The organism is Thermomonospora catenispora (assembly GCF_006363815.1).
Taxonomy (GTDB): Bacteria; Actinomycetota; Actinomycetes; order Streptosporangiales; family Streptosporangiaceae; genus Thermomonospora; species Thermomonospora catenispora.
Genome location: NZ_RRYT01000008.1, coordinates 1 through 21,911, shown reverse-complemented (window position 1 = coordinate 21,911; position 21,911 = coordinate 1). Strand labels below are relative to the sequence as shown.

The window sequence follows — 21,911 nt, the reverse complement described above, 5'->3', positions numbered from 1 at the left end:
GGTCACCGTTCGGTGGAGCATCGGCGAGGCGCTGAGGGCGGGTTTTTCCTCCGGTCTACGATCGTGGCGTGCCGCCACGACTGTTCGACAGCGACCGGCACGCCACCGCCGCGGAGGCGGTGCGCGGCCTGGTCGGCATGGGCGCGCTGGCCGGGGTGCTGGTGGCGCTGCTGGCGCTGCCGCTGGTCGGCACCGTCGGGGTGAGCGCGCGGGACGGGGCCGAGTGGTTCCAGCGGGAGCCGGACGACCTCGCCCTGACTTCTTCGCCCCAGCGGTCGCGGATCCTGGCCGCCGACGGCTCCACCATCGCCACGTTCTACTACCAGAACCGCATCGAGGTGCGGCTCGACCAGGTCGCGCCCGTGGTCCGCAAGGCGGTGCTGGCCATCGAGGACAGCCGGTTCTACGAGCACGGCGCGCTGGACGTCCGCGGCACCCTGCGGGCGCTGGTCAGCAATCTGAACTCCGGCGAGATCACCCAGGGCGGCTCGGGCATCACCCAGCAGTACGTCAAGAACCTGCTGCTGGGGCAGGCCGAGACCGAGGCCGAGCAGCGCCGGGCGCTGGAGGTCACGCCGGCCCGCAAGATCAACGAGCTGCGGTACGCGGTGGCGCTGGAGAAGCGGCTGTCCAAGGACGAGATCCTGCAGCGCTATCTCAACATCGCCTACTTCGGGGACGGGGCGTACGGGATCGAGGCCGCCGCCCGCCGGTACTTCGGCAAGCCCGCCGCGCGGCTGGACCTGGGCGAGGCGGCGACCCTCGCCGGGGTGATCCGCAACCCCAACGCCTACAACCCGCGGCTGCATCCCGGGACCGCCCGCAAGCGCCGCGACCTGGTGCTGAACCGGATGGTCGAGCTGGGGTGGATCGACCGGGAGCAGGCCCGCCGGGCCGCCGCCCGCCCGATCGAGCTGAACGTCACGCAGACCCCCAACGGCTGCACCGAGAGCAAGGCCCCGTTCTTCTGCGACTACGTGCTGCGGGAGATCCTCACCAATCCGGTGTTCGGCAAGACCGCCGCAGAGCGCGAGCGGCTGCTCAAGCAGGGCGGGCTGACCATCCGCACCACGCTGGACCCGCAGACCCAGCGGGCCGCCCAGCGCGCCGTCGACCGGTACGTCCCGCCGAAGAACTCCGCCGGCAAGGCCGCCGCCGAGGTCCTCATCGAGCCGGGCACCGGCAAGATCAGGGGGATGGTGATCGACCGCGAGCTCGGCCCCGACTCCGAGCGCGGCAAGACCTGGATCAACTTCGCCGCCGACGCCAGCCACGGCTCCAGCATCGGCATGCAGGCCGGGTCCACGTTCAAGGTCTTCACGCTGGCGGCGGCGCTGGAGGAGGGGATGCCGTTCGGCACCCGGCTGACGGCGCCGCGCCGGTTCGTCCCCACCGGTTACCGGAACTGCGACGGGGAGCCGGTCGGCGACCCCTCGGTGGGGCTGCGCAACTCCGCGGAGAGCGAGGGCGGGCGCAGCTTCAGCCTGGTCACCGGCACCCACCATTCGGTGAACACGTTCTTCCTCGCGCTGCAGCGCGAGGTGGGGCTGTGCGACACCGTGAAGATGGCCCAGCGGCTGGGCATGAAGCGGGCCGACGGCAAGCCGCTGGAGCAGGTCCCCTCCTTCACGCTCGGCGCCAACACCGTCTCGCCGCTGCGCCTGGCCGCCGCCTACGCCGCGTTCGCCGCCCGGGGCAGGTACTGCAAGCCGATCGCCATCACCTCCGTCACCCACAGCAGCGGCAGGAGGCTCAAGGTCCCGTCCGCCGACTGCCGGCAGGTGATGGACGAGGGCGTCGCCGACGCCGTCAACTACGTGCTGCGGGGGGTGCTGACCCGCGGCACCGCCCGCGGGATGGGCATCGGGCGCCCGGCGGCGGGCAAGACCGGGACCGTCGACGACTTCTCGGCCGCCTGGTTCGCCGGGTACACCCCGGACCTGGCGGCGGCGGTGTGGGTCGGCGATCCGCGCGGCGGCTACAAGTACCCGATGTCCAACCTGTGCATGGACGGCCGCTGCTACGGACCGGTGTTCGGCGCCACCATCCCCGCCCCGATCTGGCGCGACAGCATGATCGGGGCGCTGGCGGGACGGCCCGCGGGCTCCTTCCACCGGCCGCCCGCCCGGTACTTCAGCCGGGGCAGCGGCGAGGACCGGGTCCGCGTCCCGGACGTGCGGGGGCTGCGGCTGCCGGCCGCCATCGCCCGGCTGCGCGCGGCCGGGTTCGGGGTCGATGTCGGCGAGCCGGTGGACTCCGACGAGCCCAAGGGGCGGGTCGCCGTGATCGAGCCGGGGCCGGGCACCGCGCACGAGCCCGGCACGATCGTGACGATCCGGCCGAGCAGCGGACGGCCCGCGGCGGACGAGGAGCCGGAGGAGGGGCCGGACCCCGAGGAGGTCTCCGACGAGCCGCAGGACCGGTCCCCGCGCCGGCCCCGGGAGCCGTGACGCCGGCGACCCGCCGCCGCGGGACGGGGGGGCCGGAGGCCGCGGGCCGCGCGGCCCGGCCGCGCGCTGAGGCGGCGGGGGTCTTCGATTGGTCGCCCTCTCGCAGGGAATGTGCCCTTCGCGGCAGTCAGTGCCAGAACGGGGGGCCGATATGAGCGACGAGGACACCGATCGCCTGCGCGCCCGGTTGCGTGAGATCGAGGCCGATCTGGCCGCCTTGCGCGCCCAGCGCGATCCCCCCACCGGCGAGCCTCAGGACTTCGGGGACGCCGGTGCGGATCTGGCCGCCCGTGAGGAGCGCGACACCATGATCGCCAACCTCGAGGCGATCCGGGACCGTCTCAAGGACCGGCTCGAGGAGGCGTGATCCGAAGGGTCCGGTGACCTGGGGGGACGGGGCCCGGGAGCGCGGTGCCCGGGCGGCGTTCCGGTCGGCCGGAGGGCGGGTGGACGCCGGGCCGGGGCGTGCGCGGCGGGGGCTGCCCGCGGGTGTCGGGGGCGTTCGTCCGCCGGAGGGCTGTACGGTGACCGGTGATGACGGCCCCCTTGGATCCGATCGCAGAGGCCCGCCGGCAGTGGCTGCACCGGTGGCCCGAGCAGGCTGAGCACATGGCGGCGATCACCTCGGTGATGCGGGTGCAGCAGATCCTGCTGGCCGAGGTGGAGCGGGCGCTCAAGCCGTATGGGCTGACGTTCGCCAGTTACGAGGCGCTGGTGCTGTTGCACTTCAGCCGGGCCGGACGGCTGCCGCTGGGGAAGATGGGCGAGCGGCTGATGGTGCACCCGACCAGCATCACCAACACCATCGACCGGCTGCAGGCGGCCGGGCTGGTGCGGAGGGTGCCCGATCCGGCGGATCGGCGGCGGGTGCTGGCGGAGATCAGCGAACGGGGGCGCAAGGTGGCGGTGGAGGCCACCGAGGTGCTGAACGGGATCTCCTTCGGGCTGGGCGCGCTGACCGAGCAGGACGCGGTGCGGCTGAGCGGGCTGCTGCGCAAGATCCGGCAGGCGGCGGGGGACTTCGGCCCCGAAGTCGCCGATCCGTGGGCATCTCCGGCGAACTGACCTGTTCTTTGCCCGCCCGGGCGCCCGATGTGTGGACGCCAGATAGTTGGACGTCCTAGCATTTTGCGTATGGGTACCCTGCACCGTCCTGAGCATCATGTCCGGTTCGTCACCGCGGCGGCGCTGTTCGACGGCCACGACGCGGCGATCAACATCATGCGGCGGATCCTGCAGTCGCAGGGCGCCGAGGTGATCCACCTGGGCCACAACCGGTCGGTCGCCGAGATCGTCGAGGCGGCGATCCAGGAGGACGTGCAGGGTGTGGCGGTCAGCTCCTACCAGGGCGGCCACATGGAGTTCTTCCGCTACCTGGTGGACCTGCTGGCCGAGCGCGGCGCCGGGCACATCAAGGTGTACGGCGGGGGCGGCGGCGTGATCGTGCCCGAGGAGATCGAGGAGCTGCACCGGCACGGGGTGGCGCGGATCTTCTCGCCCGAGGACGGGCAGCGGCTCGGGCTGGCCGGGATGATCAACACGATGATCGAGGCCTGCGACGTGGACCTGGCGGCGCAGCCCGGCGAGGCGTTCGGCGAGGCGCTGACCACGGGCGACGTGCGGGCGCTGGCACGGGCCATCACGGTGATCGAGGCGGGCGGGGCCGCCGAGGAGGACCTGCGGACGGTCCGCGAGGCCGCCGGACGCCGTCAGGTGCCGGTGCTGGGGATCACCGGGACCGGCGGATCGGGCAAGTCCTCGCTGACCGACGAACTGGTGCGCCGGTTCCGGCTGGACACCGAGGACAAGCTGCGGATCGCGGTGATCGCCATCGACCCGACCCGGCGCCGCAGCGGCGGTGCGCTGCTGGGCGACCGGATCCGGATGAACTCCCTGGACGGCGACACCGTCTACTTCCGGTCGCTGGCCACCCGGGGCGCCCACGAGCTGCCCGAGCACCTGCCCGACGTGATCGCCGCCTGCAAGGCCGCCGGGTACGACCTGGTGATCGTGGAGACCCCCGGCATCGGCCAGGGCGACGCCGCGATCGTGCCGTACGCCGACGTCAAGCTGTATGTGATGACGCCGGAGTTCGGCGCCGCCTCCCAGCTCGAGAAGATCGACATGCTGGACTTCGCCGACGCGGTGGCGATCAACAAGTTCGAGCGCCGCGGCGCCGAGGACGCGCTGCGGGACGTGCGCCGCCAGCTGGTGCGCAACCGGGAGGCGTTCGGCGCCAGGCCGGAGGACATGCCGGTGTTCGGCACCATCGCCGCCCGCTTCAACGACGACGGCGTCACCGCCCTGTACCAGGAGCTGCGCGCGCGGCTCGCCGACCACGGGCTGCCCTATGAGCCCGGGGCGCTGCCGCGGGTGTCGGTGAAGGCCTCCTCGAAGATCCAGACGGTCATTCCCCCGGAGCGTTCCGGCTACCTGGCCGAGATCGCCCGCACCGTGCGGGCCTATCACGCCGAGACCGCCGAGCAGGCCGAGCTGGTGCGCCGGCGCCAGCGGCTGCGGACCGCCCGCGAGCTGGTCGCCCAGAGCGGCGGGGATGTCGCCGACCTGGACCGGCTGCTCGCCGAGACCGAGGAGCGGATCAGCGAGGAGGCCCGCGCCCTGCTGGAGCGCTGGCCGCGCATCCGCGACGACTACTCCCGCGACGAGCTGGTGGTCCGGGTCCGCGACAAGGAGATCCACACGCCGCTGTGGCGGGAGACCCTCTCGGGCACCCGCATCCCGCGGGTGGCGCTGCCCCGGCTGTCCGACGACGGCGACCTGCTGCGCTTCCTGCGCTCGGAGAACCTGCCCGGCTTCTTCCCGTTCACCGCCGGGGTGTTCCCGTTCAAGCGGGAGGATGAGGACCCGACCCGGATGTTCGCCGGGGAGGGCGACCCGTTCCGCACCAACCGGCGGTTCAAGAGGCTCTCCGAAGGGATGCCGGCGGCGCGGCTGTCCACCGCGTTCGACTCGGTCACCCTCTACGGCCACGACCCGGCCGAGCGCCCCGACATCTACGGCAAGATCGGCACGTCCGGGGTGTCGATCGCGACGCTGGAGGACATGAAGGCGCTCTATGCGGGATTCGACCTGAGCGCCCCGACCACCTCGGTGTCGATGACGATCAACGGGCCGGCCCCGACGATCCTGGCGTTCTTCCTCAACACCGCGATCGACCAGGCGATCGAGCGGTTCGCCGCCGAGCACGGCCGCCCGCCCTCCGAGGAGGAGGCCGCCGCGCTGCGCGCCCAGGTGCTGCACACTGTGCGCGGCACGGTGCAGGCCGACATCCTCAAGGAGGACCAGGGCCAGAACACCTGCATCTTCTCCACCGAGTTCGCGCTGCGGATGATGGCCGACATCCAGGAGTGGTTCGTCCGCAACGGCGTCCGCAACTTCTACTCGGTGTCGATCTCCGGCTACCACATCGCCGAGGCCGGGGCCAACCCCATCACCCAGCTCGCGTTCACGCTGGCCAACGGCTTCACCTATGTGGAGGCGTACCTGGCGCGCGGGATGCACGTCGACGACTTCGCCCACAACCTGTCGTTCTTCTTCTCCAACGGCATGGACCCCGAGTACACGGTGCTGGGCCGGGTGGCCCGCCGGATCTGGGCGATCGCCATGCGCGAGCGGTACGGGGCCGGTGAGCGCGGCTGCAAGCTCAAGTACCACGTCCAGACCTCGGGGCGGTCGCTGCACGCCCAGGAGATGGACTTCAACGACATCCGCACCACGCTGCAGGCCCTGATCGCCCTCTACGACAACTGCAACAGCCTGCACACCAACGCCTACGACGAGGCGATCACCACCCCCACCGAGGACTCGGTGCGCCGCGCCCTGGCCATCCAGCTGATCATCAACAAGGAGTGGGGACTGGCCAAGAACGAGAACCCCAACCAGGGCTCGTTCATCATCGAGGAGCTGACCGACCTGGTGGAGGAGGCCGTGCTCGCCGAGTTCGAGCGGCTCAGCGCGCGCGGCGGGGTGCTCGGCGCCATGGAGACCGGCTACCAGCGGGGCCGCATCCAGGACGAGTCGATGCTGTACGAGCAGCGCAAGCACGACGGCAGCCTGCCGATCATCGGGGTCAACACCTTCACCCGGCCCGACGGCGCCGAGACCGGGCGCGGCCCGCTGGAGCTGTCCCGCGCCACCGAGGCCGAGAAGCAGAGCCAGCTGCGCCGCCTGGCCGAGTTCCACGCCGCGCACTCCGCCGAGGCCCCCGCCGCCCTGCGCCGTCTCCGGGAGGCCGCCATGTCCGAGGAGAACGTCTTCGAGGTGCTGATGGACGTCTCCCGGGTCTGCTCGCTCGGCCAGATCACCCAGACCTTCTTCGAGGCCGGCGGCCAGTATCGCCGGAACGTGTGACCATCGCCGGAACGTGTGACCGCATCGCCCCGCCGCGGCGGACCCGGGCGTCCCGCCGCGGCGGGACGCCGGGCGTGCGCGGACGCTCTGCGGCGCCCGGGGCGCAGAGGGCGGGGATCGCCGGGTGCGGACGGGCGGCGGGGGTTCAGCGGGTCCGGGTCAGGTGGAAGTAGAGGATGTCGGGCTGGCCCTTGGCGTCCATGGCGCCCACCACCAGGCGGTCGTCGACCCGGCGGAAGTGGTCGATGATGGGCTGCTTGTCGTAGACCATGGCCGCCGACACCGTGCCGCGCAGGGCGACCTCGCGCAGCCTGGCCAGGCCGAGCCTCTCATAGGAGTAGATCGAGCCGTCGGGGGAGCGGCACAGCAGCGGTTCGACGTGGTCGGGGTCGACGAACCGTTTGCCGTACCAGTTCATCCCCAGCAGCATCCCGGCCAGCGCGTCGTCCCGGTTGAACAGGCCGCCCCGCCAGGTGCCCAGCATGAAGTCCACGGACACCGGCGCCAGGCGGTCGTACAGCTCCTCCACGGTGTCCCGGTCGCATGTCCCGCCGGATTCGATGATCTTGGCAAGCCGCTGTTCCGCATTCATGGGCTGACACTAGAATCGCATTCTGTTTGAGGTCAACCGGGAGAACGCATGGTGCTGCGGGACGACACCGGGGCCGTGGTCCCCGTGCCGGATCGGGTGCGGCGCGTGGTGTCGCTGGTGCCCTCGCTCACCGAGACCGTGGCCGCCTCCGATCCCGAGCTGCTGATCGGCGCCACCGACTGGTGCGACCACCCGCCCGGCCTGGAGGTCACCCGGGTGCGCGGCACCAAGAACCCCGACGTGGAGCTGATCGGTGCGCTGCGCCCCGACCTGGTGCTGGCCAACGCCGAGGAGAACCGGCCCGCCGACCTGGCGGCGCTGCGGGACGCCGGGCTGCCGGTCTGGGTGACCGACATCCGCACGGTGGACCAGGCGCTGGTCTCGCTGCGCCGCGTCCTCACCGAGGCCTGCCGGCTGCCCGCCCCCTCCTGGCTGGAGGAGGCCCGGCGGGCCTGGGCGGCGCGGCCCCGGCCGCGGCCGCGGCGGCGGCGCGGCGCGGTGATCCCCGTGTGGCGGCGGCCGTGGATGGTGGTGGGCCGCGACACCTTCGCCGGGGACGTGCTGGCCCGGCTCGGCGTGGACAACCTCTACGCCGGCCATCCCGAGCGCTATCCCAAGGTCGCCCTGGAGGAGCTGGTGGCGGCCCGTCCCGACCTGGTCGTGCTGCCGGACGAGCCCTACCGCTTCACCGCCGACGACGGCCCGGAGAGCTTTCCCGGCATCCCGTGCGCCCTGGTCAGCGGACGCCACCTGACCTGGTACGGACCGTCGCTGGTGACCGCGCCGCAGGTGCTGCGCGCGCAACTGGAGGAGGCCCGTTGAAGATCACCGCCGCCGTGCTGCGCGATCCCGCCGGACCGCCGAGGCTGGAGGAGGTCGACCTGGGCGAGCCCCGGCCCGACGAGGTGCTGGTGCGCATGGTCGCCGCCGGGATCTGCCACACCGATCTGGTGACGGCCGCCGGTCACGACCCCGAGGCGCCGCCGCTGGTGCTCGGCCACGAGGGCGCGGGGATCGTGGAGGCGGTGGGCGAGGACGTCGGGGCGGTGGAGCCCGGCGACCATGTGGTGCTCAGCTACGGCTGGTGCGGGCTGTGCGCCAACTGCGGCCGGGGCGCGATGGCCTACTGCGAGTCCTTCCTGAAGCTGAACTACACCGGGACGAGGCCGGACGGCAGCACCGCCATGAGCCGGGACGGCCGGCCGATCCGCTCCCACTTCTTCGGCCAGTCCTCCTGGGCGACCCACTCGGTGACCACTGAGCGCAACGTGATCCGCGTCGACCCCGACCTGCCGCTGGAGCATCTGGCCCCGTTGGGCTGCGGCGTGCAGACCGGCGCCGGGGCCGTGCTCAACGTGCTGCGGCCCCGGCGGGGCTCCTCCATCGCGGTGTTCGGCGCCGGGGCGGTGGGGCTGAGCGCGGTGATGGCCGCCAGGATCGCCGGCTGCGGGACGATCATCGCGGTCGACCCCGATCCGCGCCGTCGCGCCCTGGCCGAGTCCCTGGGCGCCACCGTCGTGCTCGACCCGGCCGAGGGCGATCCGGCGGCGGAGATCCTCGCCCGGACCGGCGGGGTGGACCAGTCGGTGGAGTGCGTGGGCCGGCCCGAGGCGGTGCAGGCGGCGGTCGCCTCGCTGACCGCCCCGGGCATGTGCGTCACCCTCGGCTTCCGAGGTCCGGCCAACCCCGTCGAGCTGGACCAGCGCCTGCTGATGATGGGCCGGGGCATCCGCGGCTGCATCGAGGGCGACGGCATCCCGCAGCGCTTCATCCCCCGGCTGATCGAGCACTACCGCTTCGGCGAGCTGCCGCTGGAGCGGCTGGTGCGCACCTACTCCTTCACCGACATCGACCGGGTGTTCGCCGCCCACGGCGGCGACGCGGTCAAGCCGGTGCTGGTCTTTTGAGGCTCAGCCGGTCTCGGTGCGCAGGCCCCAGCGGTTGCGCAGCGTCCGGTCGGCCAGCCCGAACAGCTGGTCGATCAGGATGCCGATGATCAAGATCACGATCATGACCGAGATCATCCGCGGGGTGTCGGACAGCTCCCGGGAGTAGTGCAGCAGGGTTCCCACCGACTGGGTGTTGTTGATGATCACCAGCAGCTCGCCGGCCATCAGGCTGCGCCAGGCGAACGCCCAGCCCTGCTTGAGCCCGGCCACGAAGGACGGCAGCGCGGCGGGGATGATCAGGTGCCGGTACAGCCCCAGGCCGCGCAGCCCCATCACCTTGCCGACCCGCAGCAGGATCGGCGGGGTGTAGTCCACCCCCGTGATCAGCCCGTTGGCGATGGACGGGGCGGCGCCCAGCACCACCACGAACAGGATCGCGCTCTCGCTGAGCTTGAACAACAGGATGGCCAGCGGGAACCAGGCGATCGACGGCATGGTCTGCAGCCCGGTGATCAGCGATCCGAAGGCCCGGCGCAGGATCCGCGACTGGGACACCAGCGAGCCGATCACCACGCCGATCACGATGGCCACCGCGAACCCGACCAGCGCCCGCCGCATGGTCAGCCCGACCGCCGCCCAGAAGTCGCCCTCGCTGACCACGTTCCAGAACTCCGGCAGCACATCGCGCGGGCCGGGCAGCACCCACGGCTCCTTCCAGCCGCTGAGCACCACCAGCTCCCAGGCGGTGAGCGCGATCGCCACCGCGGTGAGCATCGGCCACAGCGCCGACCAGGCCCTGGCCAGCGGGCTGCGTCGGGTCCCGGTCGCCAGCTCCAGCGCGTCCAGCCCGGCCAGCTGCCGGTCCAGGTCGGGGGACTTGTGGGTCTCAAGAGCCATGGCGGCTGACCTCCTCGCGCAGCCGGTCGGTGATGGTGGCGGCCAGCGAGGCGACCTCGGGGGAGTCGATGCGGCGGGGACGCTCCAACGTGACCGGGAACTCCTCCACCACCCGGCCGGGACGGCTGCTGAGCAGCACCACCCGGTCGCCCAGCCGCACCGCCTCGCGGACGTTGTGGGTGACGAACAGCACGGTCAGCGCACGCTCCCGCCAGATCCGCTCGATCTCGTCGTGCAGCAGGTCGCGGGTCATGGCGTCCAGCGCGCCGAACGGCTCGTCCATCAGCAGCACGGTGCCCTTGCCGTCGTCGTGGCTCTCGTCCGGCACCGTCAGCGCCAGCGCGCGGGCCAGCGCCACGCGCTGGCGCATGCCGCCCGACAGCTGGTGGGGGCGCTTCTTCTCGAAGCCGCTCAGGTGCACCGAGGCCAGCAGCTCGGCGGCGCGCCGGCGGCGCTCGGCCTTGGGGACGCCGCGCTGACGCAGGGCCAGCTCGATGTTCCCGGTGACGGTCAGCCACGGGAACAGCGCGGGCTCTTGGAACATCAGGGCGATCCGGGCGCCGCCGGTGTCGATGCTGCCCGCGGTGGGCTCGTCCAGGGCGGCCACCAGGTTGAGCAGGGTGCTCTTGCCGCACCCCGAGGCGCCCAGCAGGCACACGAACTCGCCCGGGGCCACCTGGAGGGAGACGTCGTCCAGCGCCAGCAGCGCCGTGTCGCCGGAACCGAATGCTTTGCGGACGCCACTGAGCCGGACCGCGACGGCGTCCGTCGCGGCCCGGCTCGAGGCGGCCGTGATGGCCTGGTTCATCCTGCGTTGACCTGAGCCTTTCCGCTCGCCTTGAGCACGTCGTTGAGGATGGTGAGGTCGTAGATGCCGTTCAGGTCCACCGGCTTCAGCAGGCCCACGGCCTCGGCGTTCTTGGCGCCCGTGATCAGTGAGGAGGCCACCGGGTCGACGGTGAAGGTGATGTTCTTGAAGGAGGCGTCGATGATCTCCTTCGCCAGCGGCTTGCCGGCCAGCTCGGCCAGCTGGTCGTTCACCGCCTTCTTGGCGTCCTCGGGGTTGGCGTTGATGTAGTCGACGGCCTCGACGGTGGCCTGGACCAGCTTGCGGACCGTCTCGGGGTGCTCCTTGAGGAAGTCGGTCCGCACGATCAGGTGGGTCACCACGAACTTGCCGTCCGGCCACAGGTCCTTCTCGTCCACCAGCACCTTGGCGCCGGCCTCCACCACCAGCCGGGAGGCGTGCGGCTCGGGCACCCAGGCTCCGTCGATGACGCCCTGCTTGAAGGTCTCGATGGTCTGCGAGTTCTCCTGCGGGACGATCGTGAGGTCCCCGCTGCCGTCCTTGCCCACGTTCAGGCCCTTGGACTTGAAGTACGAGCGGGCCGCCACGTCCTGGGTGTTGCCCAGCTGCGGGGTGGCGATCTTCTTGCCCCTGAGGTCCTCGAGGGACTTGATCTCGGGCTTGACCACCAGCATGGCGCCGCCGGAGGCCGCCCCGGAAATGATCTTGATTCCCTGGCCCTTGGACTGCGACCAGGCGTTGATGGCCGGGTTGGGTCCGATGAAGGTGGCGTCGATGCCCTTGGCGAACAGCGCCTCCACCGCCGAGGGGCCGGCGTTGAAGGTGGCGGTCTTGGGGGCGACGCCCAGGTGCTTGGTGAAAATGCCTTTCTCAATCCCGACCAGCGCGGGAGCGTGGGTGACGTTCGGGAAGAAGCCCAGCTTGATCTCTTCGGCCCCTCCGGCGCCCTCTTCGGAGCCGCCGCCGCAGGCCGTCAGCGCCCCGGTGCCGGCGAACAGGACGAGTGCGGCGGCGACGGCGCGCCGTTTCCATGTGCGTAGCATTGGACAGTTTCCCTACTAATCATGTCTATTTGCTAAGGCGGATAGTAGACAATCCTGGTAGGGATTGGTCAAGTCGTGCGCCGGGCGCGGTCCGCCGTCGCTGATTCGCTCATCGGTGTCCGCTATGCCCTGCGGCGTGCCCGGTGGGCGGGCCGGACGGCCCCCCGATAGGCTCTGTGGGCGAAACAGCTCAGCCGTCACCACAGGGAGTGATCCGTGTCCTCGATCGAGGCAGTGTTCGCTCGGGAGATCCTCGACTCCCGCGGTAACCCCACCGTCGAGGTCGAGGTGCTCCTCGACGACGGGACCGAGGGCCGCGCCGCGGTGCCCTCCGGCGCCTCCACCGGTCAGTTCGAGGCCGTGGAGCTGCGCGACGGCGGGGAGCGCTATGGCGGCAAAGGCGTGGAGAAGGCGGTCAAGGCCGTCAACGACGAGATCGACGAGGCACTGGTCGGCTATCTGGCCAGCGACCAGCGGTTGATCGACCAGCGGTTGATCGACCTGGACGGCACTCCCGGCAAGTCCCGGCTCGGCGCCAACGCGATCCTCGGCGTCTCGCTGGCCGTGGCCAAGGCCGCCGCCGAGTCCGCCGAGCTGCCGCTGTTCCGCTACGTCGGCGGCCCCAACGCGCACCTGCTGCCGGTGCCGATGATGAACATCCTCAACGGCGGGGCGCACGCCGACACCAACGTGGACATCCAGGAGTTCATGATCGCCCCGATCGGCGCGGGCACCTTCCGCGAGGCGCTGCGCTGGGGCTCGGAGGTCTACCACGCCCTCAAGTCCGTGCTCAAGGGGCGCGGGCTGGCCACCGGCCTGGGCGACGAGGGCGGCTTCGCCCCCGACCTGCCCAGCAACCGCGAGGCCCTCGACCTGATCATGGAGGCGATCCGCCAGGCCGGCTTCACCCCCGGCCGGGACGTCGCGCTGGCCCTGGACGTGGCCGCCACCGAGTTCTGCTCCGACGGGGTGTACGCGTTCGAGGGCGGCAAGCGCAGCGCCGAGGAGATGGGCGACTACTACGCCGAGCTGGCCGACGCCTACCCGCTGCTGTCCATCGAGGACCCCCTCGACGAGGAGGACTGGGACGGCTGGCGCGCGCTGACCGAGCGGCTGGGCGACCGGCTCCAGCTCGTCGGCGACGACCTGTTCGTCACCAACCCCGAGCGGCTGCGCCGCGGCATCGACGGCTCCACCGCCAACGCCCTGCTGGTCAAGGTCAACCAGATCGGCACGCTGACCGAGACCCTGGACGCGGTCGCGCTGGCCCACGCCCACGGCTACCGCTGCATGATGAGCCACCGGTCCGGCGAGACCGAGGACACCACCATCGCCGACCTGGCGGTGGCCACCAACTGCGGTCAGATCAAGACCGGCGCCCCGGCGCGCAGCGACCGGGTCGCCAAGTACAACCAGCTGCTGCGCATCGAGGAGCAGCTCGGCGACGCGGCCCGCTACGCGGGCGCCTCCGCGTTCCCGCGCTTCTCCTGGGACGGCTGACCGACCGCCGTGCCGAGCGCACGCGATCCCCGGGCCGCCGGCGACGTCGTCCGCGACGACGACCGGCGGCCCCGCGGCCATCTGACCGGCCGTGCGGCCATCCTGGCGCTGGTGGTGTGCGCGATCGCGCTCACCCTGGCCTATCCGGTGCGCGAGTACATCGCCCAGCGCCGGGAGATCGCCGAGCTGCGCCACCGAGAGCGCCTCGCCTACCGGGAGGTGCAGCGGCTCGCCGAGCACAAGCGGCGGCTGTCGGACGAGGCGTACATCAAACGCGAGGCGCGGCGGCGGCTGCACTACTGCATGCCGGGGGAGAAGTGCTACGTGGTGCTGGACGACGACGCCGACGACGCCCCCCGGCAGACCGGTCCCGCCCGCAAACCCCCCTGGTATGAGACGCTGTGGCGGTCGGTGCAGGCCGCCGACCGTCCCTGACCGGCCGGATCGACCGGCTCGATTGCGAGGAAGGCGTGACCGACCGACGCCAGGACGGACCCACCCCCGCGGACTTGGCCGTCGTCGCCGAGCAGCTCGGCCGCACCCCGCGTGCGGTCCGCGCGGTGGCGCACCGCTGCCCGTGCGGACTGCCCGATGTGATCGAGACCGCTCCGCGGCTGCCCGACGGCACCCCCTTTCCCACGCTGTACTACCTGACCTGCCCGCGGGCGGCCTCGGCGATCGGCACCCTGGAGGCCGACGGCGTCATGCGCCGGATGCAGGAGCGGCTGGCCCACGACCCCGAGCTGGCCGAGCGGTACGCCGCCGCGCACGAGGACTATCTGCGACGCCGAGAGGAGGCGGCGCGCCAGGAGGGCGTCGAGCCGCTGCCGCCCGGCACCCAGAGCGCCGGCGGCATGCCCACGCGGGTCAAGTGCCTGCATGCGCTGGTCGCCCATGAACTGGCCGTCCCGGGCGCCAATCCGTTCGGCAGGGAGGCCCTGGACGCCCTGCCGCAGTGGTGGCAGGACGGTCCCTGCGTACAGGTCGAGCAGGAAGGTGGAGACCGATGACCCGGGTGGCGGCCGTCGACTGCGGGACCAACTCGGTCCGGTTGCTGATCGCCGACATCGCCGACGGCGGGCTGACCGATCTGGAACGCCGGATGGAGATCGTCCGGCTCGGCGAAGGCGTGGACCGCACCGGGCGGCTGGCCCCCCAGGCGCTGGAGCGCACCTTCACCGCGATGCGCGGCTACGCCAAGCTGATCGACCAGCACGGCGCCGAGCGGGTCAGGGTGGCGGCCACCAGCGCCACCCGCGACGCCGCCAACCGGGACGAGTTCACCGCCGGAGTGCTGGACATCTTCGGCGTCGAGCCGGAGGTCATCACCGGGAACGAGGAGGCCGAGCTGTCGTTCCTGGGCGCCACCCGGGAGCTGGCCGGGCTGCGCCCTCCGCGGCCTTATCTGGTGGTGGACATCGGCGGCGGCTCCACGGAGTTCGTGGTGGGCTCCTCCCACGCGCAGGCCGCCCGGTCGGTGGACATCGGCTGCGTGCGGATGACCGAGCGCCACGTCCGCCCCGGCCGGACCGAGCCGGGCGCGCCGCCCACCCCCGAGCAGATCGCCGCCGCGGTCGCCGACATCGACGCCGCGCTGGCCGCCGTCCGCGAGACCGTCCCGGTGGACGAGGCCCGCACGCTGGTCGGGCTGGCCGGGTCGGTGACCACGGTGGCGGGGATCGCGCTGGGGCTGTCCGAGTACGACTCCAGCCGGATCCACCTGTCCCGGATCACCGCCGCCCAGGTCCACCAGATCACCCGCGACCTGCTGCGGATGACGCACGAGGAGCGGGCGGCCATCGGGGTGATGCACCCCGGCCGGGTCGACGTGATCGGCATGGGCGCGCTGATCCTGGACCGGATCATGCGCGAGTACGGGTTCGGCGCGGTGGTGGTCAGCGAGCACGACATCCTGGACGGACTGGCCTGGTCGCTGGTCTGAGGGACGCCGGTCCGCGGGCGGTGCGGTCCCGCGTGACCCGCGGCGGGACGCACCGCGGGTCGTCGGAGACCTCCGAGGAGGCCCCCTTCGGGCGGGGGAGGGGCGGACCCCTGCGGAGCGGGACGGGGCCGGCGGGCCGCACGAGCCGCCGTGCGGGGCGGTTCAGCGCTTCAGCTCGCTCAGCAACGCCGGGATGATCACCGCGTTCGGGTTCTGCTGGGGGACGTAGAGCACCGGGGTCTCCGACTCGGCCCGGTGCAGCCACACCCGGCCGTCCCGGATGCTCGCGCCGCCGACCTCGGCCCAGCTCAGCGAGACCTGCCCGCCGCTCAGCCCGTCGGGGTGCACGGCCAGCCCGGCGCCCACGTCGATCTGCTCGCCGGCGCGCACCCGCCCGGCCAGCTCGGCGACCAGCCGCGGCTCGACCTGGGAACGGCACAGCTCCACCAGCTGGCTCCACAGGTCCTCCTGGTCGCAGACCACCTCCACGCGCGCCCCTCCGTGGAACGGCTCGCGGCCGACCTGGAAGACCCACTGGCCCTGGCCGGTCGGCCAGTACGCCACCCATTCGACGACCGCCCAGATCATCGAGATGGCGCCGTAGGCGATGCCGCGCTGGTCGGCGTGCAGGCGATAGCCGCGCACGTCCGCGACCACCGCGTCGGCGTCGCCCTGCTGGGGCTGTTGAGGCTGTTGGGCCTGTTGCGCCTGGTGCGCCTGCTGGGCCTGTGGGGACTGCTGGGCGGGCCGCTCCTCGGGCGGATGGACGTGCTCGGTCCAGCGCTGCCCGTCCCACCACCGCAGGCGGCCCGAGCCGAGAGGATCGGAGTACCAACCCGGCTGACTCAACGCGCACCTCCGAGCACCCGCACTGGCTTGATCGTATCCCCCGCCCGACCGCGCAAACGCTGTTCTGCCGAGCAGGTCTGGGGGACCGGCGCGCGTGCGAGGATCGAGCCATGTCCTCCGGCAACGCTCCCTTCGTTCCCCCGGGGTCGGGGTGGCCCGGCGACCCGGCCACCCCCGCCACTCCCGTCGCCCGCACCCCCGATGAGGTCCGCGCCCTGGCCGCCGCCGCCCCCACCCTGCACGAACTGTGCGCCCGCCAGTCGGTGTGCCGGGCCTGTCCGCGGCTGGTGGAGTGGCGCGAGCGGGTCGCGGTGCAGCGCCGCCGGGCGTACGCCGACCAGGAGTACTGGGGACGTCCGGTCCCCGGCTGGGGCGAGGAGGCGCCCCGCATCCTGATCGTCGGGCTGGCCCCGGCCGCCCACGGCGGCAACCGCACCGGCCGGATCTTCACCGGGGACCGCAGCGGCGACTGGCTGTTCGCGTCCCTGCACCGCACCGGTCTGGCGGCGCTGCCGACCAGCGTGCACGCCGGAGACGGCCAGCGGCTGCTCGGCGCCCGGATGGCGGCCACCGTCCGGTGCGCCCCGCCCGACAACAAGCCCGCCCCCGCCGAGCGCACCGCCTGCCTGCCGTGGCTGGAACGCGAGGTCGCCGAGGTCGCCGGATCGGTCCGCGTCGTCGTCGCGCTCGGCGGCTTCGCCTGGCAGGGGGTATGGCCGGCGCTGCGGAAGGCGGGCTACGGCCTGCCGCGCCCCCGTCCCCGGTTCGGGCACGGCGTGGAGGTCGCGCTGGTCCCGCCGGAGGGGACCGACGTGGACCGGGTGACGCTGCTGGGCTGCTACCACCCCAGTCAGCAGAACACCTTCACCGGCCGGGTCACCGAGGAGATGCTGGACGCCGTGTTCGCCCGCGCCCGCCGCCTCGCGGAACAGGACGCGGATCGGGCCAGGGCCTTGCCCAGCGACGCGTGATCGCTGGGCGCCCCCGTCGGGCCCTGACCCGCCGGTGTCCCCCGTTCACCCGTTGAGATGCGCCCGCGCCCGGTCTGGTTCGGCGGATTCACGGGATTTCTTCGGAGGGTCCCCGGCCTGCCGGGGGAGGGGCCCTGCCGGCCGCGGAGACACCGGGTCACGTGACGCGTCCGCGTGCGGGGGTACCGGACCCGCATGTCGGCTACGCGTACGCGCAACACCACACGGATCCTCATCGTCGGCGGCGGCTACGTCGGCATGTACACCGCCCTGCGGCTGCAGCGCCGGCTCCGCCGGGAGATCTCCCGGGGGCGGGTGCAGATCACCGTCGTCGAGCCCCAGTCCTACATGACCTACCAGCCGTTCCTGCCCGAGGCGGCGGCCGGGAACCTGGAGCCCCGGCACGTGGTCGTCCCCCTGCGGCGGGTGCTGCACCGCTGCACCATCCTCAACGGTCGGGCGGTGCGGATCGACCACGCCGTCCGGCGCGCCACCGTCCGCGTGGCGGGCGCCGAGGACGACGGCGAGAGCGACCGCGAGCTGCCCTACGACAGGCTGGTGGTGGCGGTCGGCTCCATCTCCCGGACGCTGCCGATCCCCGGCCTGGCCGAGCACGGCATCGGCTTCAAGAGCCTCGGCGAGGCCATCTACCTGCGCAACCATGTGCTGTCCCAGCTGGACATCGCGGCCTCCACCCAGCGTGCGGACGTCCGCCGCCGGGCGCTGACGTTCGTGTTCGTCGGCGGCGGCTACGCGGGGGTGGAGGCGCTGGGCGAGCTGGAGGACATGGCCCGCGACGCCTGCGCCTACTACCCGTCCATCGACCCCGGCGACATGCGGTGGGTGCTGGTGGAGGCCACCGGCCGGATCCTGCCGGAGGTCGGCGCGGAGATGGGGCGGTGGACCGTGGAGGCGCTGCGCCGCCGCGGCATCGAGGTCGCGCTGAACACCCGTCTGGAGTCGGCCGAGAACGGCCGGATCGTGCTCAGCGACGGCCGGGAGTTCGAGGCCGGGACCCTGGTGTGGACCGCCGGGGTCAAGCCCAACCCGATGCTGGCCGACACCGACCTGCCGCTGGACGAGCGCGGCCGGGTCAAGGTCGGCGCCGACCTGGTGGTGGTCGGGCGGGAGGGGGCGTACGCCGCCGGCGACAGCGCCGCGGTGCCCGATCTGACCAAGCCCGGCGAGTTCTGCGCCCCCAACGCCCAGCACGCCGTCCGGCAGGCCCGCCGGCTGGCCGACAATCTGGTGGCCGATCTGCACGGCAGGCCCCGCCGTCCGTACCGGCATGCTTACGCCGGGTCGGTGGCCGGGTTGGGGCTTTACAAAGGCGTGGCGAACGTCTATGGCATCAGGCTCAAGGGGTATTCTGCCTGGTTCCTGCATCGCACTTACCATCTGTCTCGAATGCCTACGGTCAACCGCAAGGTGCGGGTGACCGCGGACTGGACGCTGGCGTTGTTCTTCCGGCGTGAGATCGTCTCCATGGGGGAGATTCACCGTCCGCGGGAGGAGTTCTCGTTGGCGGCGGGACGCCGGGAGGCCTCGCTGTGGCGATGACAGGAAGGTGGGCCGGGCATGCAAGATGGTGTCGCCGTACGGCTCGCGCCGTTGCTGACCAGGATCATGCTGGGCACGGACCGTGCTTCGGGCGATCCGCACCAGGACGCCGCGAAGCTGCCGGTCCGAGTGCGGGCCTGGGACGGCAGTTCGATCGGCCCGGACACGGCTCCGGCGTTCGTGATCCGGCACCGCCGGGCGCTGCGCCGGCTGCTGTGGAAACCCGGCGAGATGGGACTGGTCCGCGCCTATGTGGCGGGCGAGCTGGACATCGAGGGCGACATCTTCGCCGCGCTGGGCGCGGTGCAGTCGGTGATGCGGCGCGGGGACGAGCCGATCAGGCTGAGCAGCGACGACAAGCGGGAGATCGTCCGCACCGCGGTGATGCTGGGCGCGGTGGGGCCCGAGCCCAAGCCGCCGGCGGAGGAGTTCCCGGCCGGGCGGGGCGGTGAGGGGGCCGGCCCGTTCGGCGAGTCGGCGGAGTTCTTCCGGCTGCTGCTGGGCGACAGCATGGCCTACAGCTGCGGCGACTGGACGGGCGCCGACGATCTGGACGAGGCCCAGCGCGCCATGCGCGAGGCGGTCGCCGACCGGCTGGGCCTGTTCCCCGGCGCCCGGGTGCTGGACCTGAACTGCGGCTGGGGCGCGTTCGCCTTCCACGTCGCGCGCAAGGAGTCGGTGCGGGTGGTGGGGCTGACCCGCTCCCGCGCCCAGGCCGACCACATCCGGGAACGCGCCGGCGAGATGGGGCTGGTCGACCGGGTGGAGCCGCGGCTGGGGGATCTGACCGTGGCCGGGGACGGGCCCTACGACGCGATCGTGGGGCTGGGCGGCGCCGAGCTGGGCGGGGGGATCGGCACGGCCGGGCTGTCCGCCGAGCGGCTGCACGAGCTGCTGGCCCCCGGCGGGCGGCTGCTGGTGCAGCAGACGCTGCGCCGGCCCGGTCCGCATCAGGTCCGCCGCACGTTCACCACCAGCTACATGTTCCCCGAGGACGGCGAGCTGCGGCCGCTGGGCGAGGTGATCTCGCTGCTGGAGGAGGCCGGACTGGAGGTCCGGCGGGTCACCGCGCTGCGCGAGCACTACGCCCGCACCCTGCGCGCCTGGGCGGACAATCTGCGCCGGCACTGGGACGAGTGCGGCGAGCTGGCCACTCCGGGCCGGGCCCGGGTGTGGCTGCTGTATCTGGCCGCGTCCGCGCTGGCCTGTGAGACCGGTCGGATCGGGGTGCACGAGATCCACGCCGTGCGCCGGGATCGCGACGGCCGGGCCGGGGAGTCGCTGGCGGACGCGTTGGCCGCGCGTTCCGGAGGCCGCTGAACCGAGGCGGGGAATTTGCGGGGAATTGTCGGAGTCCGGGAAATGTCTGCCCCTGGAAAGGGCAAAAGCCGGGCTCGGACCAATACGGGAGTGCCTTATTTTCCCGTCGGTTTCGATAGGCTGACACCGCCCCCGTAGCCCAACGGGAGAGGCAGGCCCCCTAAAAGGGCCTTCGGTGTCGGTTCGAATCCGACCGGGGGCACGAACCGGTCGCAGTTCCTTTTTTCGGGCGGCTGCGGGCGGTCCCGCGCCGCCCGCAGCCGCCCGGCATCGATATCGACCCGTCATGTTCGCCGGGAACGTCGGGGCGGCCTGGCACGTCTACACTGGTCGCAGGAACGTTAGGTTCGGAGGCCAGGGATGCAGAGCCACAACCCCGCTTTCCGGAGCGACCGCTTCGGTCGGCACATGGGCGGCGGCGCGGGGTACGCGCCCGGCCCGCAGCAGCTTCATGACATGTACGGCCGGCCGGCCTACGCGCCCCCGGCTCCGGCACAGCGCACGATGACCATCGACGATGTCGTGGTCAAGGGCTTCATGGCGCTCGGCACGCTGATGCTGACCGGTGCGCTGACCTGGGCGCTGGTGCCGTTGGAGACCGCGCTGGCGATCGCCGTGGTGGCCTTCGTGCTTCAGCTCGGGCTGGGACTGTTCATCAGCTTCGGGCAGAAGGCCAACGCGCCGCTGGTGCTGGCGTTCGCCGGGGTGTACGGCGTGGGCGTCGGCGCGATCAGCCACTACTACGAGACGCTCTACAACGGCATCGTCTTCCAGGCGGTGATCGGGACCGCGCTGGCGTTCGGCGGCACGCTGGCGGTGCACGCCCTGCGCATCATCCGGATGACGCCCAAGCTGGCCCGGTTCGTCGTCGCCGCCGGATTCGCGATGCTGGGCCTGATGCTGGTGAACCTGCTGCTCACCGCGTTCACCGACACCAGCCTGGGCATCCGGGAGAGCGGTCCGCTGGGCATCGCCTTCAGCGTGGTGGCCATCCTGCTGGGCTGCTTCTTCCTGCTGATGGACTTCGACACCATCGAGCAGGGCGTCTACGCCGGCATGCCGGAGAAGTTCGCCTGGTACTGCGCCTTCGGCCTGGTGCTCAGCCTGGTCTGGATCTACCTGGAGCTGCTGCGCCTGCTGTCCTACCTCCGCGAGTAGCGGGGGAGAGCCCCGGCGCCACACGCGCAAGACGCCGAGCGGCCCCCGTCACGCCGTGACGGGGGCCGCTCGGCGTCTTCAGTGTTCCTTGCGCGCTTCGTCGATGGGATCCAGGGGGCGATGAGGCCGTCGGTCAGAGCCGGCGGAGCCGGCGGCTGCGCTCGTGCTCGCGGACGATCGCCGCGGCATAACCGTGGGACAGCCCGTGTTCGTCGGCCAGCCAGTGCGAGCGTTCCTCACAGCGGAGGAACGACGGTCCGTTCTCGATGGTCTTGAACCACTCGGCGAGGTCACGTCCCGTGACCTGGGGGATGCGCTCGAGGAGCTTGGAGTGCGTTTCGGGCGAGTGGTTCAGGGACATCGGCACCTCCCGGGGCGGGCTCTTGTGCCGACAATGCAACAGGGAAGGGCCGGTGACAACCCCCCAACGAGGACCTATCCGGTGCGTAACGTAGATCATTCGCCGTGAACGACGAGCGGCCCGCGTCCATCGGACGCGGGCCGCGATCGAAAACGAGGTCAGCTCAGCCGCTCGATGATCATGGCCATGCCCTGGCCGCC

The 21,911-nt window shown here is 72.2% G+C and carries 20 protein-coding genes and 1 tRNA gene; 15 read left to right on the top strand and 6 right to left on the bottom strand.

Annotation, left to right across the window (positions count from 1 at the left end; all coding sequences use genetic code 11):
- Positions 1-68 precede the first annotated feature (68 nt).
- From EIO00_RS08670 to icmF, 4 genes are all read left to right on the top strand, one after another.
- Positions 69-2,450: a penicillin-binding protein gene (locus tag EIO00_RS08670; RefSeq protein WP_153280065.1), complete on the top strand. Its 2,382-nt coding sequence runs from the start codon at positions 69-71 to the stop codon at positions 2,448-2,450.
- Positions 2,451-2,601: 151 nt separating this feature from the next.
- Positions 2,602-2,817 (top strand): hypothetical protein, encoded by a 216-nt coding sequence (locus tag EIO00_RS08665; RefSeq protein WP_140176980.1) that lies wholly within the window; start codon positions 2,602-2,604, stop codon positions 2,815-2,817.
- Between the two features lie 167 nt (positions 2,818-2,984).
- On the top strand, positions 2,985-3,515 hold the full coding sequence (locus EIO00_RS08660; RefSeq protein WP_140176978.1) for a MarR family winged helix-turn-helix transcriptional regulator: 531 nt from the start codon (positions 2,985-2,987) through the stop codon (positions 3,513-3,515).
- A 69-nt stretch (positions 3,516-3,584) separates the two neighbouring features.
- Entirely contained in the window at positions 3,585-6,821 is a 3,237-nt protein-coding gene (gene icmF, locus EIO00_RS08655) for a fused isobutyryl-CoA mutase/GTPase IcmF (protein WP_140176976.1), read from the top strand.
- Between the two features lie 145 nt (positions 6,822-6,966).
- Here the strand turns inward: icmF and EIO00_RS08650 are convergent, their stop codons facing one another.
- On the bottom strand, positions 6,967-7,413 hold the full coding sequence (locus EIO00_RS08650; protein ID WP_140176975.1) for a DUF4334 domain-containing protein: 447 nt from the start codon (positions 7,411-7,413) through the stop codon (positions 6,967-6,969).
- Positions 7,414-7,461: 48 nt separating this feature from the next.
- Between EIO00_RS08650 and EIO00_RS08645 the strand changes: the two genes are divergently transcribed.
- Both EIO00_RS08645 and EIO00_RS08640 read left to right on the top strand, forming a co-directional pair.
- A complete protein-coding gene (locus tag EIO00_RS08645; protein WP_140176973.1) occupies positions 7,462-8,235 on the top strand; it encodes a helical backbone metal receptor in 774 nt (257 codons plus the stop codon).
- Positions 8,232-9,320, top strand: a complete 1,089-nt coding sequence (locus tag EIO00_RS08640; protein WP_140176971.1) for an NAD(P)-dependent alcohol dehydrogenase — start codon at positions 8,232-8,234, stop codon at positions 9,318-9,320. The genes EIO00_RS08645 and EIO00_RS08640 overlap by 4 nt, the downstream gene beginning before the upstream one ends.
- Positions 9,321-9,323: 3 nt before the next feature.
- Here EIO00_RS08640 and EIO00_RS08635 read toward each other — a convergent pair whose 3' ends face one another.
- Genes EIO00_RS08635 through EIO00_RS08625 form a run of 3 tightly spaced genes read right to left on the bottom strand, consistent with a single transcriptional unit; the run spans position 9,324 to position 12,050 of the window.
- Positions 9,324-10,199: an ABC transporter permease gene (locus EIO00_RS08635; RefSeq protein ID WP_140176969.1), complete on the bottom strand. Its 876-nt coding sequence runs from the start codon at positions 10,197-10,199 to the stop codon at positions 9,324-9,326.
- Positions 10,189-11,007 carry an ABC transporter ATP-binding protein gene (locus tag EIO00_RS08630; RefSeq protein WP_140176967.1) on the bottom strand — a complete coding sequence of 273 codons (819 nt, stop codon included), beginning with the start codon at positions 11,005-11,007 and terminating at the stop codon, positions 10,189-10,191. Before EIO00_RS08630 ends, EIO00_RS08635 begins: the two co-directional genes overlap by 11 nt.
- Entirely contained in the window at positions 11,004-12,050 is a 1,047-nt protein-coding gene (locus EIO00_RS08625) for an ABC transporter substrate-binding protein (protein ID WP_140176965.1), read from the bottom strand. Before EIO00_RS08625 ends, EIO00_RS08630 begins: the two co-directional genes overlap by 4 nt.
- A gap of 216 nt (positions 12,051-12,266) precedes the next feature.
- Here EIO00_RS08625 and eno point away from each other — a divergent pair, with 216 nt between their 5' ends.
- The 4 genes from eno to EIO00_RS08605 are packed head-to-tail and all read left to right on the top strand — an operon-like array spanning position 12,267 to position 15,492.
- Positions 12,267-13,550, top strand: a complete 1,284-nt coding sequence (gene eno, locus EIO00_RS08620; RefSeq protein ID WP_140176963.1) for a phosphopyruvate hydratase — start codon at positions 12,267-12,269, stop codon at positions 13,548-13,550.
- Between the two features lie 9 nt (positions 13,551-13,559).
- Entirely contained in the window at positions 13,560-13,985 is a 426-nt protein-coding gene (locus tag EIO00_RS08615) for an FtsB family cell division protein (RefSeq protein WP_140176961.1), read from the top strand.
- 35 nt (positions 13,986-14,020) lie between these two features.
- A complete protein-coding gene (locus EIO00_RS08610) occupies positions 14,021-14,560 on the top strand; it encodes a DUF501 domain-containing protein (RefSeq protein ID WP_140176960.1) in 540 nt (179 codons plus the stop codon).
- On the top strand, positions 14,557-15,492 hold the full coding sequence (locus EIO00_RS08605) for a Ppx/GppA phosphatase family protein (protein ID WP_140176958.1): 936 nt from the start codon (positions 14,557-14,559) through the stop codon (positions 15,490-15,492). Before EIO00_RS08610 ends, EIO00_RS08605 begins: the two co-directional genes overlap by 4 nt.
- Positions 15,493-15,654: 162 nt before the next feature.
- Here the strand turns inward: EIO00_RS08605 and EIO00_RS24780 are convergent, their stop codons facing one another.
- A complete protein-coding gene (locus tag EIO00_RS24780; RefSeq protein WP_206664085.1) occupies positions 15,655-16,341 on the bottom strand; it encodes a DUF2510 domain-containing protein in 687 nt (228 codons plus the stop codon).
- Between the two features lie 110 nt (positions 16,342-16,451).
- Between EIO00_RS24780 and EIO00_RS08595 the strand changes: the two genes are divergently transcribed.
- The 5 genes from EIO00_RS08595 to EIO00_RS08575 all read left to right on the top strand — a co-directional run bounded on the left by EIO00_RS08595 (position 16,452) and on the right by EIO00_RS08575 (position 21,350).
- Entirely contained in the window at positions 16,452-17,312 is an 861-nt protein-coding gene (locus tag EIO00_RS08595; protein WP_140176956.1) for a uracil-DNA glycosylase, read from the top strand.
- A 195-nt stretch (positions 17,313-17,507) separates the two neighbouring features.
- Positions 17,508-18,872 (top strand): NAD(P)/FAD-dependent oxidoreductase, encoded by a 1,365-nt coding sequence (locus EIO00_RS08590; protein ID WP_140176954.1) that lies wholly within the window; start codon positions 17,508-17,510, stop codon positions 18,870-18,872.
- 18 nt (positions 18,873-18,890) lie between these two features.
- Complete coding sequence (locus EIO00_RS08585) at positions 18,891-20,192, top strand: class I SAM-dependent methyltransferase (RefSeq protein ID WP_140176952.1); 1,302 nt, start codon at positions 18,891-18,893, stop codon at positions 20,190-20,192.
- Between the two features lie 128 nt (positions 20,193-20,320).
- Positions 20,321-20,394, top strand: a tRNA-Leu gene (locus EIO00_RS08580).
- Positions 20,395-20,552: 158 nt separating this feature from the next.
- Positions 20,553-21,350 (top strand): Bax inhibitor-1/YccA family protein, encoded by a 798-nt coding sequence (locus tag EIO00_RS08575; protein ID WP_140176950.1) that lies wholly within the window; start codon positions 20,553-20,555, stop codon positions 21,348-21,350.
- A gap of 133 nt (positions 21,351-21,483) precedes the next feature.
- Here EIO00_RS08575 and EIO00_RS08570 read toward each other — a convergent pair whose 3' ends face one another.
- Positions 21,484-21,711, bottom strand: a complete 228-nt coding sequence (locus EIO00_RS08570) for a DUF4287 domain-containing protein (RefSeq protein ID WP_140176948.1) — start codon at positions 21,709-21,711, stop codon at positions 21,484-21,486.
- Positions 21,712-21,911: the final 200 nt, after the last annotated feature.

Coding starts and splice junctions, on each gene's coding strand:
- EIO00_RS08625 (WP_140176965.1), bottom strand. CDS start 12,050: ATGCTACGCACATGGAAACGGCGCGCCGTCGCCGCCGCACTCGTCCTG.
- EIO00_RS08645 (WP_140176973.1), top strand. CDS start 7,462: ATGGTGCTGCGGGACGACACCGGGGCCGTGGTCCCCGTGCCGGATCGG.
- EIO00_RS08595 (WP_140176956.1), top strand. CDS start 16,452: ATGTCCTCCGGCAACGCTCCCTTCGTTCCCCCGGGGTCGGGGTGGCCC.
- EIO00_RS08590 (WP_140176954.1), top strand. CDS start 17,508: ATGTCGGCTACGCGTACGCGCAACACCACACGGATCCTCATCGTCGGC.
- EIO00_RS08630 (WP_140176967.1), bottom strand. CDS start 11,007: ATGAACCAGGCCATCACGGCCGCCTCGAGCCGGGCCGCGACGGACGCC.
- icmF (WP_140176976.1), top strand. CDS start 3,585: ATGGGTACCCTGCACCGTCCTGAGCATCATGTCCGGTTCGTCACCGCG.
- EIO00_RS08570 (WP_140176948.1), bottom strand. CDS start 21,711: ATGTCCCTGAACCACTCGCCCGAAACGCACTCCAAGCTCCTCGAGCGC.
- EIO00_RS08575 (WP_140176950.1), top strand. CDS start 20,553: ATGCAGAGCCACAACCCCGCTTTCCGGAGCGACCGCTTCGGTCGGCAC.
- EIO00_RS08660 (WP_140176978.1), top strand. CDS start 2,985: ATGACGGCCCCCTTGGATCCGATCGCAGAGGCCCGCCGGCAGTGGCTG.
- EIO00_RS08635 (WP_140176969.1), bottom strand. CDS start 10,199: ATGGCTCTTGAGACCCACAAGTCCCCCGACCTGGACCGGCAGCTGGCC.
- EIO00_RS08585 (WP_140176952.1), top strand. CDS start 18,891: ATGCAAGATGGTGTCGCCGTACGGCTCGCGCCGTTGCTGACCAGGATC.
- EIO00_RS08650 (WP_140176975.1), bottom strand. CDS start 7,413: ATGAATGCGGAACAGCGGCTTGCCAAGATCATCGAATCCGGCGGGACA.
- EIO00_RS08605 (WP_140176958.1), top strand. CDS start 14,557: ATGACCCGGGTGGCGGCCGTCGACTGCGGGACCAACTCGGTCCGGTTG.
- EIO00_RS08665 (WP_140176980.1), top strand. CDS start 2,602: ATGAGCGACGAGGACACCGATCGCCTGCGCGCCCGGTTGCGTGAGATC.